This is a genomic window from Sphingobacterium mizutaii, from assembly GCF_900187125.1.
Taxonomy (GTDB): Bacteria; Bacteroidota; Bacteroidia; order Sphingobacteriales; family Sphingobacteriaceae; genus Sphingobacterium; species Sphingobacterium mizutaii.
In genome coordinates, this window is the sequence record NZ_LT906468.1 from 4,525,092 (window position 1) to 4,538,231 (window position 13,140).

A 13,140-nucleotide genomic window follows, 5' to 3' on the forward strand; every position below is an offset into this window, starting at 1 on the left:
ATAACATTTCGGAATCAGAATTAACAGAGTATTTCGATATGTTAGAGCAACATGAAGACTTGTTTTATGAATCTTTGGACCAACTCCAAGACATTGACCAAGGAACTGGTTTCAATAAGGAGCAAGTCTTTCAGAAGATTATTCAGCATGAAGGATTTCTAGATCATGCAAAAACCAGAAGGCTTGGACCCTATAAGTGGATTGCTGTTGCTTGCTCTATAGCACTTGTGCTAGGATTTATTTTTTATCCAGAAGACAATGCAAGAGAAGGGCTTGTACATGAAACCCCAATGGTTCAGCAACAGACAAGGACAGCAGGTATAAACAACGGCAAAACCGCCATACAACTTGCGGACGGAACCAGACTAGATATTAATGACATAGACAAGCAAGAGGTAAGCTACCATGGCGTAGTCCTCTCAAAAATCAATGGGGATTTAATCCGTGTCCAAATGGATGAACAAAATATAGCCAATCCAATAGCATTTCATGAATTCAACACCCCAAAGGGTACCAGCTACAGTTTGGAATTACCGGATGGTAGCACCGTTCAACTAAACTCTGGATCAAGCTTAAAACTAAAATCTGACTTCAATAAACAAACCCGTGAAGTTAGCCTTAGCGGTGAGGCGTATTTCGATGTAGCACACAATAAGAACAAGCCTTTTAAGGTAAAAACGAAGGATTACCAGATCCAGGTATTAGGAACCCAATTCAACGTTAAATCTTATCCACAATTGACGCAAACCAAAACAAGTTTAGTTAATGGTTCTGTGGAAGTCAATACTGCTGCCAAAGCATTGAAATTAGTTCCTGGAGAACAGGCCAGAGCTGGAAAGAGCATTCAACTAACCAAGGGTAAAGCCAATTTCCGTGAAGACTTGGCTTGGAGAGATGGTTATTTCCGATTTAATAACGCAAGTATAGAGGATATAATGAGTGATATAAGTACCTGGTACAATATCACAGATATCCGCTATGAACTAAATACCGATGAACGCTTTACAGGTTCTATCGTTAGGAGCAGAAGTTTAGAAGAAGTATTAACAGCTATGGAAAAAATTGCCGATCTAAAATTCGACATGAAAGAAGGGAGGGTAATCGTAAGAAATTAACCTAATGTAAAATAACGGAAGCGCGGCCACGCTTCCGCTCAAATCGTATGGGATAAAGTCCTTATTAACTTTGAATTATTTACCCAACACTAATCAAATGTATTATTTTTTTACTAGAAATCCCTACCCTAAGCAGTTGGGGTTAAGAAAACTACTGTTAATTATGAAACTGGTTTCGCTGTTGTTACTTGGAACCATGCTACATGTTAGTGCATCTACCCTTGGACAGAAAGTTTCTGTCCATGCCAAGCGAGCAACATTACAAGAAATATTGCAGGATATCCAAAATCAAACGAACTACGATTTTCTATACAGCAATACCCAGCTTAAACATGTGGATAAGATTGATGTTTCTATGAAGAACAAAGACCTTCGGGAGGTTCTTCAAAAAGTGCTGACACCACAAGGTTTGGTATTCTTTGTAGAGGACAATATGGTGCTAATAAAGTCGCGAAAGGAGTTAGCGGCTAGTCCAGAATTGGTCCAACGCGTGATTGAAGGATATGTAAAGGATGAACAGGGCCAACCTATCTCAGGTGTTTCTGTTTCCCTTCAAAACAGCAATCTGGCTGCCGCATCAGATGGAAAAGGATATTTCAGATTACAGAGTCCTACAGCGCAAGCGACTATTTCTGTTAGTGCGATGGGCTACTCGACCCAAGTAATCCAGGTTACTGGATCCGCACCTTTACAAATCATTCTAAAAGAAGCTGTATCTGATCTAGATGAAGTTGTTGTTGTTGGATATGGTGTACAAAAGAAAGCCAATTTAACGGGTGCTGTATCCCAAGTAAATGCTGAAGATATTGCATTGCGTCCAGATGCCAACATTGCGACTACCTTACAAGGACTAATGCCTGGATTAAACATCCAAATGAATGATGGTGATCCATCGGCTACTCCAGACATCAACGTACGTGGGTTCAACTCCATCAATGGTGGCAGTCCTTTGGTCTTAATCGATGGTATCGAAGGCAATATCACACGTGTAAATCCGAATGACATTGAAAGTGTTACGGTGTTAAAAGATGCTTCCTCTGCTTCAATTTATGGTGCCCGCGGTGCTTTTGGTGTTATTTTAATCACCACTAAAACAGGAAAAGCGGGAACAACCTCCATCGCCTATACCAATAACTTCGGTTGGACATCTCCTACCGCTAGAACCGATTATATTTCTGACCCTTACATCTACGGAAGAACAGTTGATGCGGCATTATATGGTTACAATGGAACTTCTTATACCAACTACAACGCTATGGATTGGGAAACCATTAAAATGGTTGCTAATGGAGAAATCGAACCTTTCCATGAACTGCAAAACAATGGATCTTACAAGTTTTTTCACAAGTCCAATTGGTGGGATCACCTATTTAAAAAACAACAAGCCTCAAGCTTCCATAACATCTCCATTTCTGGAGGTACTGATAAGTTAAAAGGATATTTATCGGGACGCGTATTCAAAAGAGAGAGCATTAACAACATCAATGAAGATGCTGACATGGACCGTCAAAACTTAAAAGCAAACTTAGTATTTACACCATACCCGTGGTTAGAAATCTCCAATAATACGCAGTTCATCAACGAAAAAGATAAAGACTACGGTGGTTATACCAATGGTTTCGGAGGTCTTTGGAGCACGACGACTTGGTACAATTTGATGGCCTTCTACCCGATTATGGTTGATGGCATCCCTACGGACATTGGTACAGGTACTGGTGGCCAGGGTGGTAATGCTGGTCTCCATTCCAATAAGACATGGCGCTTATTCAATAACGAAGAATTCACCAATACCTTCCGTGCAGTGGCAAAACCTGTTAAAGGCTTACAAATCAACTTTGACTACAGCAATCGTATAGAAAACACAGCTCGTACATTCCGTTTAAACCCATTTGAATACCTAGCAGGAAATAAATTAGATCACCGAATTGTGGGCTTAAACCGGCTAACCGAATACCGTTGGAAGGATAAATACAATGCAATCAACCTTTTTGCTACTTATGAGAATAGATTTGCTGATAAGCACAATCTAAAACTATTAGCTGGTTACAACCAGGAGAAATTTGATAGAGATCGAATTGCTACAACCGCAGACGACCTATTGATTGAAGATCTATCCAATCTTTCCTTGGCTACTGTCATGAACAGCATCTCTGGATCAGCGACCAATTGGGCGATTCAAGGTTTCTTTGGCCGTTTAAACTACGACTATGAGAACAAGTACCTCCTGGAAATCAATGCGCGTTATGATGGTTCATCAAGATTCCCTGAAAACAGCCGCTGGGGCTTGTTCCCTTCTGTTTCCTTGGGATGGCAGGTTGACCGCGAAGCATTCTGGGAGCCTATCAAACCTTATGTGTCTTCTTTAAAAATCAGAGGTTCATACGGAAAACTAGGAAACCAAACCGTGGATGTCAATACCTTCAAAGAATTGATGAGTGTTGGTAAGTCGGATTGGTTGGACGGTGGAAACCGTTTGGTTTTTGCCACTATGCCGGGCCCACTTCCAAATGTCGTTACTTGGGAATCGACCAAGTCCACAAACATTGGTGCTGACATCGGCTTCCTAGAAAATAAATTGCTATTTAATGTAGACTGGTTCCGTAAGGATGTAGAAGGAATGTACCTTCCGGGAGAACCCCTTCCTGCTGTATTTGGCGCAAGTGAGCCTAGAGAAAACTATGCTGCTTTAATGAATAAGGGATTTGAAGTAGGTGTTTCCTATCAAAATAAATTTGATGTAGCTGGATCACCATTAAACTTCAGTGTATCAGCTAACGTTTCTAACTTCATCGGCACAATCACGCGCTATAATAACCCGAAAGGTTTATTGAGCTCCTACTATGAAGGCAAAAGATTGGGAGAGATATGGGGATATCATATCGATGGGCAATTCCAATCGGATGAAGAAGCTTTAGCTTTCCAGAACTCTTTCACCAATCCAGCCAATAGCCTATCACAAGTTTACAATGACGTCTTAAATGTGACGCAGAACAGTGAATGGAACCATTTGCGTGGTGGGGATATTCGCTATGTTGATGTGAATGGCGATGGAAGGATTGACAAGGGTGAAAACACTTTAGACAACCATGGTGACTTACAACGTATTGGTAACTCCATGCCGCAATTCCCATTTGGCTTGAACTTAAATATGCGTTGGAAAAACATCGACATGTCCGTAGCATTAGCAGGTGTTGCACGTCAAGATTGGTATCCTACTGGCGACCTTTTCTGGGGACCATACCAAAGACCTTATCTATCCTTTATCCGTAAAGACTTAATTGATAATGCATGGAGACCGGATGAAACAGCAAACAAGTACCCACAGATTTATCGCGGTTACTCTTCACTTCAATCTGGAAGATCGCTATATGAGTTAAACGACTATTACCTTCAAAACCTAGGTTATGTACGCGTGAAAAACTTCAGTGTGGGGTATACGCTTCCTCAACAGTGGACACAGCGTGTGAAAGTTGACAAATTCCGTGTATTCTTTAGTGGAGAAAACATCTTGACATGGAGCTTCGGCGGATTAACCAAATACCTTGACCCAGAACAAGCCGGTGCTGCCGTAAACTACTCTGCCCCTGCAACCGCAGATGACAGGGGTGACCTAAGGACCTATCCAATGGGAAAAACCTTCTCTCTTGGTGTCATGTTGAATCTTTAATCTCAGCGAATCATGAAAAAATTAAAATATACCAGCATCATAATTGCCAGTTCCGCAGTCCTCATGTTTGGTTCTTGCAGTAAAGACTTTTTAAATCAGCCTGCAGAGGATCAGGTGGAAGCTCCTTATTTCTTTAACACAGAAAAAGACCTAGAAGTAGCTACCAATGATTTTTACAGCATGTTGGCAACCATGGAAGTTTACACCAATGATGCAAGCTCCGATAATCTCATGCCCTTAAACCCGGCAAACCAAATAAAAGGAAATCGTATAGTTCCTGTAGCGTCTGGTAGCGGAGGTTGGTCTTGGGGGAATCTTCGTAAGGTCAATTACTTCCTTGAAAACTACCACAAGGTTGGAAGCCAAGCTGCAAAAGATAAATACAGCGGTATAGCCCGCTTTTTCCGAGCTTATTTCTACTTCGATAAGGTGAAAACCTTTGGTGATGTGCCTTGGTATGGTAAGGTTTTAACAGGTAAAGATCCTGACTTATACAAGCCTAGGGATTCTAGACAATTGGTCATGGACTCTGTTCTTGCTGATTTGGATTATGCCATTAAAAATATACCAGCAGAAAAACAATTGAACCTAGTCACAAAGTATACGGCACTATTATTAAAAGCACGTATATCCTTATTTGAAGGCACTTTCCGTAAATACCATAAAATAGAGGGTTCTGAAAAGTTTCTTACCGAAGCTGCCAATGCGGCCCAAGAACTGATGCAAGCAAATGCTTATACCCTATATACTGAGGGGGGACCGCAAGCGGCTTATAGAAACTTGTTTGGACGCGATAAACAAGATAATACTGAAACCATACTTGCAGCAGACTATGAGTTAGGTTTAAAGGTACATAACCTAGGTTATTTGTTCACTTCAGCTACTTCCGGATCTTATGGCCTAATGAAGGATGCTGTTGACAGCTACCTGATGAATGATGGGTCTCGTTTTACAGATAAGGCAAACTATAAAACAACCTCTTATTTCCAGGAGATGCAAAATCGCGACCCAAGGCTCATTCAAACCACTGCAGGACCTGATTTCAGGGTAAACGGTGAGTCTAAAAACGAACCGGTCACTTTAAACATTACGACCACTGGGTATCGTTTAATCAAGGCATTACCTAATCGCTCCCAATGGGCTACCAGTGCTTCCGTATTTGATCTTATTCTATTCCGTTATGCAGAAGCCTTATTGGTTTTCGCCGAAGCAAAGGCAGAATTAGGAACGCTTACCCAGGCAGACCTGGATCTGTCCATCAATAAACTGAGAGCAAGAGCGGGTATGCCTAACCTAAACTTGGCCCAAGCGAATGCAAATCCTGACCCATACCTGGCAGATATGTATCCAAATGTGTCCAATACGGCAAACAAAGGTGTTATCCTTGAAATCCGTAGAGAACGTCGCATTGAGCTATTCAATGAAGGTCAGCGTTGGGACGATTTAATGCGTTGGAAGGAAGGCAAAAAAGTAACCAAACCCATGGTTGGTGTATACTTCTCAGGCGTTGGTGGCCATGATTTTACTGGTGATGGAAATGCAGATGTATTCTTGCACACCGGAAGTACAACTGGCGCTCCTCCGACTGTTACTTCAATGATCAATATCAATCAGCGAACTTTATGGAACCCTATTACAGGTCAACAGAAAGCTACTTCAGGTAATCTCGACCCATTCCCTCAAGGTGGTGTATTTGACGAAGAGAGAGATTACTTCTTCCCTATCCCATCAGAGGACCTGAAGCTTAATGAAAACCTGAAACAAAACCCCGGATGGAAATAAGATGAAAAACCTATTGATTACGCTTTTCCTGCTTCTAGGAAGTTTTTCGGGAAATCAGATTCAAGCGAAGGACAAGAAGTTCCCTATTGGTTATGCTTTGGATATCAAGAAAATAACCGATGAAAAAATCAAGTATATCAAAGGATTGGGAATTGATTACATCGAACTTGCCGGGATAGGCGCTATGTTGGAAAAGAACTTACAAGAAACTACGGTAGATGCCAAATGGAATGTCCGCATGCAAGAAATTGCGGATATTCTAAAGCGTCACAAAGTCAAAGTTTGGTCTGTACACATGCCATTCAGCAAGCACCTTGATATTTCCAGATTGGATGAAGAAGGTCGACTTCGAGTCTTGGAAGCACAGAACAATGTCTTGAAGGTATTAAAACCTGTCAAACCACATATTGTTCTGTTCCACCCTTCTTTTTACCTGGAAAAAAATGTCCGTGATCAACGCGCAATGCAATTGAAGAAGTCGGTTGAGTCATTAAACAAATCGGTAAAAGCTTTACGTGCAACTATGGTTGTCGAAAACATGCTGGGCCCAGAACTGACAGTTGGTGATCGTGAAAGACCTTTGATGCGTACCGTTGAGGAAGCCCAGGTGCTCTTTAAAACATTCCCTAAAGATGTAGGAATCGCAGTGGACTTCTGCCATATTGCCCGTCCAGAAAACCTGCTTGCAGCTTTTGGTTCAAGAGTTAAAACCTTGCATGTTTCCAATGGTAACGGAAAGGCGGAGGACCATCTCCTTCCTTGCGACCCACGTGGTTCAAATGATTGGAACGCTATTTTCGCAACCCTAGAGCGTATAAAGTACAAGGGTGTATATATGCATGAATGCAAGTTTAACGATGAGGAGGAAATCGTAGAGTGTTATAATACGCTCTGGAATAATTACCAAACTAGTAAAAAATCTAAGCATTAATCGAATGAAATACCTATTTGCAAACATATTTATCCTCCTACTTATATCCGGTATGAGTAGCTGTAAGAAGGACAATAAATCCTTTGAGGAAAAACTCCTGTCAACTACCGAATTAATCGAGGTAGGCAGCAAAACTGGGACATACCAATTTGGTGTCTTGTCCAATCAGAACATGCTATTAGAAACAGATGTGGACTGGATTTCCTTAGATACAACCGAATTAGCGAAAGGTAAACGCCAAGTGAGCTTTCAGGTTGCCGATAATAAAGAGGATGAGCGATCTGGGCTAATCACCGTAAAAGTCAATGAAAACTTAAGTACCCACGTGTTGGTGAGCCAAGAATCGGGCAAAGTGCCCGTGTTCTACGTAAGTCCTGATGGTATTGGTGATGGCTCTTCTTGGTCCTCTACTACAGCGTTCCATACCGCTATGGAAAAAGCTGCCACCGGAAGTACCATACATTTAATGGAAGGTGTCTATAAACCCGTTAAAACCATTCGTAATGGTGATGCATCCGTGGAATCCGATAAAACCTTTGAAGTATCCAAAAACATCTCCATCATTGGTGGATATGCTAAAGATGCCATGATTGGAGCAAAACCAAATGCCAGTTTATATAAAACGGTATTGGATGGTAGCTTAGCTCCTGGTAAGCAAGCTTTCCATACAGTCACCATTACGGCAATTAAAGAAGCAGGGAGTAGAGTTTACCTGGAAGGGCTACAGATTACAGGGGGTAATGCGACAGACCGAAGTACAAACATTAGCATCAATGGCTTGAACTTTAGCCGTGGTCAAGGTGGCGGCGTGGCTGTTGGTGGATCTGAAGTTTACATGAAAAATGTTGGGATCATCAACAATAAAGCCACAGCTGATAAGGGTACAGCTGGTTTTGCAGCAGGACTTTATGGATTTGGTTCGGCCAATGTGACCATGGAAAATTGTAGGGTCAATGACAACGAAAACACCGGTAACAATGGCGGTGGTGTCTGGATGCATAGTTCCAATTTAACAGCCTACAATTCTCAATTCAACAGAAACTATGCGAAAGGTACTGCAGGTGGCGTTCATGGTTACCCAAATGCCCATATCACGCTTTACAATTCCGAAGTAAGCTACAATAGCAATACCTCTTATGGAGCTGGCTTATATTTAAGAGATAACTCCAAAGCTATCCTTGTCAACTGTTTATTGGTGGAAAACACCAGCACATCTAAGAACGGTGGTGGTGCAGTAATGCTTTATGATGCAAGTTCAGCAGACATCATAAGTTCTACCATTACCGGAAATAAAGTGGCTGGTCCTGGTGCTGGTGTTTATCGCCGTTCTAAAGTCAATAACTTAACGGTGATCAACTCCATAATTTCAGGTAATGTTCAAGACAATGCCTCAACAGATGTAGATGCTTATTCGGATAATGCAGGTATTCCAGCAGTTCTAAAAAGCTCCGCTATTGCCTCCCAAGTTTACGGTGAATCAGGCACATTGGTTTCAGGTGCTTCTTTCAATCCGGGAACTATGTTGAGTGCACAATACATACCAATTGGAAGCAGCAACCCAGCTTTGACCTACGGATTAACAGGCTCCTCATTGTCTAATGTGGGACAGACCTACAAACCAGCATTGGATGATCGAATCAGATCCGATAAAAACGCGAATGAAAGATCGCAACCCGCGATGGGTGCATTGATTAGATAAGCATGAAAAAACACATCTTAATCTTATTCTTCGCATGCCTTTGCTTGTCCTCTTGGGGACAAGCAAAAAAGATCATGCTTGTTCTTGGATCAGATAATAAGGAAATCTTGCTGGATCGTGTAAATATTGCCCTTCGCTTATATAACTCACAGCCATTTGATGATATCATCGTTTCCGGCGGATGTGCTGCCCATGGATCTGTGATTTGTGAAGCCAGCCTGATGTTTGAAACCTTGAACAAAGGTGGTGTACCAGCGGCTAAAATCCATAAAGAAGAGAATGCAAAAACGACCGTCCAAAATTACGTTTTCAGTATAGAGCTTAAAGATGAACTGGGAAAAAGGATCATTCAACCCGGAGATACAGTATATGTGGTTTCCAACCATTGGCATGCTATTCCGGTTGCAGCCCGATTACAAAAATACGATCAGGTCTGCGCGAAATTTCATATTGAAGGTCAAGTTGAACCCAAGGCAACCGATAAATTGGACTATGGGAATATTTTCAACGGAGAAACAGATTCCGAAAAATTCATTAGCAAGGGCAAATGGTTAACCCCTAATGCTGTTTGGCTTACGCCTGATAGCATCCGTTATTTCATGGATAACAAGCTGTACATCAGCGATAAAGACCGCAGGACGTATAATACCTTAGCTGTAGGACAGTTCTTTACTTTAATTCCAGAACTCGCAGACCAGGAAGCCCTGCGCTTTATTGATGCTGGTGAGCAGGGATATTTTCTAATCGGATCACAATTGTTAATGGTTGACAAGGAAAAGAAAAAATTAAGCAAGAAACTTGACTTTAATAATTTCATCCCTACTCTTCCTGAGCAATGGAAAGTCCATGCTAAAACAGGATTTATCAAAGATGATAGGCTATTCCTGTTTAAGGATGATGGTCTGTTGATTGCAAAGAAAAAAGGAAAAATGTATTACATTATCCAGGAAACCACGGCAAACCAATATTTCAAGAACTGGCCATTTAGCTGGGGTAAGGGAAATGTATCTGCTGCAGCTATCGACCCTATCAGCAAGCAAATCATTTTATACAGAAACCAAGAGCAGCTGTTCTTAAATCAAGAATTGACCGAGGTAGGTGAGGTAAGACCAGTAAAACTTAAACGGTAAAATAAAACCCTAAAAACAAGACAATGAAAAAGTCAACTTTATTATATTATTTCCTCTTTATATTTCTCTTCATTTCCTGCTCAAAAGAAGATGAAGGAAGGCAATTGCCTTACGATTATTCCCAGGAACAAGCGGTCGGTCTAGATGAACTTCTAGCGAAAACCGAATGGAAAACAACACAGATAAAGGATGGAATCGTGTGGAAATATTTTCATTTTCCCCAGCTTTTCGAATCCAAGCAGTACATCAATTTTTTTGAGATCGACTTAACAAAATCACCTTCAATTGATATTCCACATGTGAAATCTGGATTCTTAAAAACCAGTGCTGCTGCTGTTCAAGCAAATGCCATGGTGGCCATCAATGGTTCGTATTTCAATACCAGCAAAGGTGGATCAACGGTATTCTTTAAATACGCAGGGGACATCATAAACCAAACGGTAAATGGTTTCGATTCACATCGAGAGAATGCGGCACTTATAGTTGATGCTACTGGAAAACCTAGGATCATTCAGAAGCCAAGTTCAGGTTGGTCATCCGTAGCAGAACCTTTTGCATTAGCAGGAGGTCCATTGATGATTGTCAATGGAGAAGAACAAGAACAACTGAACGTGGATTTCAATACCGCCAGACACCCGAGAACGGCAATCGGAATCACTGCCGATCAAAAAATGATCTTATTAGTTGTGGATGGACGTTCGTCTCAATCACAGGGATTGAATATTATCCAATTATCTTCCCTAATGAAAGCCTTGGGTTGTATTTCAGCCGCTAATTTTGATGGCGGTGGTTCAAGTACCGCTTGGGCTAAAGACAAAGGAACTGTCAACTTCCCATCTGATAATGGAAAGTTTGACCACGAAGGCGAAAGGGCTGTATCAACGGTAATCACCATTAAATAAACCGTTGACTCACTAAAAGAGCATTTCTATATAAGCTTTAACGGGTCACATAACTAGGGAAAAGATTTCGCATCTTTTCCCTAGTTAACTCTTCTTATAGGAATTTAAACTCTCAGCTCTGGTAACTGTTGAATAACAGAGCTATCAACAAAACAATCACCTTTCCTTATCTGTTCTTTATCTAATGGATAACAAACAAAAAACACACAGATGGAAAATCTGGGTAGGCATCCTTGCCGCCTTGGTTTTATTGATATTAGGGGGGCTATATTTTGTTTCTTATAAATTGGGATCCATGTTGGACAAGAAGCTGAAGGAAGGAATCACCAAATCCTCCGAAGGACTTTACAGCATTGAATATAGTGACCTGGACTTAAATATCGTGGGTGGTAACCTTACACTAAAAGACATTCTTCTCAAAAATGACAGTACCGCATATATAAAGTTGGATAGCGCAAAAAAAGCACCCAATATTAGGTTTGAAGCTAGGGCGGATCGTTTGGCGATTAGTGGTGCCAGTGTATGGGGGTTATTGGTCAATAAGAAGATCGATATCGGAACCATTGCTTTGGATTCCTTGAAAGCGAAGGTTCTACTCCGGGATAGGCCATATAATGAAAAGGAAGAGAAAGACTCTTATGCTATGATCAAAGATCGTTTTAAGTCTTGGGGAGTAGATAAGTTTCGGGCGAATGGCATTGCTTTGGAACTTGCAGACCTAAACATGGAAGGTACTAAACCAAAAAAGGTGAAGGGGGTTGACATAGCCGTTTACAATTTTCTGATTGATGAACATTCGGGCACTGACAGTACGAGGTTTCTGTATTCCAAGGATATTTCATTGCACATTCCGGGGTTCAAGACCAATTTGGAGGGGGCGCCCTATACCTTTAGCTTCAAAGACCTAAAGTTCAGCTCAAAAAATCGGGATGTACAGATTTCCAAGTTGAGCTTGCAGCCTACATTGAGCTTGGAGGCTTTTGCAAAACAGGACAAACTTAACAAACCAAGGATAGAACTGGACCTGGATTCAACATGGATTACAGGTATAAATATGCAGAAACTATTGGCAGAAAAATTATTTGAGGCCGATAGTGCTCATGTTGTCGCTGGAGTTTTTGATCTTTCCAAGGACAAACGCTATCAATTGGAGAACGTGTCCAAAGTAGGTCAATCGCCAGCCCAACAGTTCATGAAAGTAGGCTTGCCATTTTCTGTAAAGGCAGTAAAAGTAAGCGGCATAGACCTCAGTTATGCACAGATCAGCGATAAGTACTTTAGGGAAGGAAAAATAGAGTTCAAAAACATCTGGGGAACATTGAAGAATGTCAGCAACGATACAACTGTTTTGCGCAGAAACAAATTTATGACGGCAGAATTGGTGGGCAATATTTATGGGGAAGGCCGTTTGAGTGCGTTTTTCACCTTTGACATGCTCAGCAAGGCTGGCAATCACTCTTATAAGGGGGGCTTGACGGCTATGAAAGTAGGTGCTTACAACCGGATTTTGGAACCGCTATTGAATATTAGATTGGCTGATGGAAATATTGAAAAGATTACTTTTGATATGCATGGCAATGATGTGAAGAATTGGGGGAAGTTCAGGTTTGACTACAACCATCTGAAGGTTGATGTATTGAAGCATCCTGAAAAGGGACCTGGCAAGAAAGGCATTCTTTCTTTTATAGCAAACAAATTCTTTATCAATGACAGCAACCCCGATGCAAATGGGAAGTATCATGTTGCTCTGGTTGATTATGAACGAAATCCAAATCACCCTTTTTTCAAGGTGGTATGGCATAGTTTGTTGCAAGGGATTATTGAATGTACAGGGACGGACCCTAAATATTTGGCTTTGTAATTGTCCCACTATCCATTTTCAAAAATATCGCCAACAGTCTTCGTATACTTCGT

At 41.3% G+C, this 13,140-nt stretch carries 8 protein-coding genes; all 8 read left to right on the plus strand.

All coding sequences use genetic code 11. The features are described from left to right. Positions 1-38 precede the first annotated feature (38 nt). The 8 genes from CKW03_RS19610 to CKW03_RS19645 all read left to right on the plus strand — a co-directional run bounded on the left by CKW03_RS19610 (position 39) and on the right by CKW03_RS19645 (position 13,087). Positions 39-1,115, plus strand: a complete 1,077-nt coding sequence (locus CKW03_RS19610) for a FecR family protein (protein ID WP_093099777.1) — start codon at positions 39-41, stop codon at positions 1,113-1,115. 163 nt (positions 1,116-1,278) lie between these two features. Beyond that, positions 1,279-4,782, plus strand: coding sequence for a TonB-dependent receptor (locus CKW03_RS19615; RefSeq protein ID WP_093100178.1), 3,504 nt, complete (start codon positions 1,279-1,281; stop codon positions 4,780-4,782). Between the two features lie 12 nt (positions 4,783-4,794). Next, positions 4,795-6,564 carry a RagB/SusD family nutrient uptake outer membrane protein gene (locus CKW03_RS19620; protein WP_093099778.1) on the plus strand — a complete coding sequence of 590 codons (1,770 nt, stop codon included), beginning with the start codon at positions 4,795-4,797 and terminating at the stop codon, positions 6,562-6,564. A gap of 1 nt (position 6,565) precedes the next feature. Further along, positions 6,566-7,495: a sugar phosphate isomerase/epimerase family protein gene (locus CKW03_RS19625; protein WP_093099780.1), complete on the plus strand. Its 930-nt coding sequence runs from the start codon at positions 6,566-6,568 to the stop codon at positions 7,493-7,495. Positions 7,496-7,547: 52 nt separating this feature from the next. Continuing rightward, positions 7,548-9,194 carry a right-handed parallel beta-helix repeat-containing protein gene (locus CKW03_RS19630; RefSeq protein ID WP_093099781.1) on the plus strand — a complete coding sequence of 549 codons (1,647 nt, stop codon included), beginning with the start codon at positions 7,548-7,550 and terminating at the stop codon, positions 9,192-9,194. A 2-nt stretch (positions 9,195-9,196) separates the two neighbouring features. Next, positions 9,197-10,324 (plus strand): YdcF family protein, encoded by a 1,128-nt coding sequence (locus CKW03_RS19635; protein ID WP_093099783.1) that lies wholly within the window; start codon positions 9,197-9,199, stop codon positions 10,322-10,324. A gap of 23 nt (positions 10,325-10,347) precedes the next feature. Then, entirely contained in the window at positions 10,348-11,226 is an 879-nt protein-coding gene (locus CKW03_RS19640; RefSeq protein ID WP_093099784.1) for a phosphodiester glycosidase family protein, read from the plus strand. A gap of 184 nt (positions 11,227-11,410) precedes the next feature. Further along, positions 11,411-13,087 (plus strand): hypothetical protein, encoded by a 1,677-nt coding sequence (locus CKW03_RS19645; protein ID WP_093099786.1) that lies wholly within the window; start codon positions 11,411-11,413, stop codon positions 13,085-13,087. Positions 13,088-13,140: the final 53 nt, after the last annotated feature.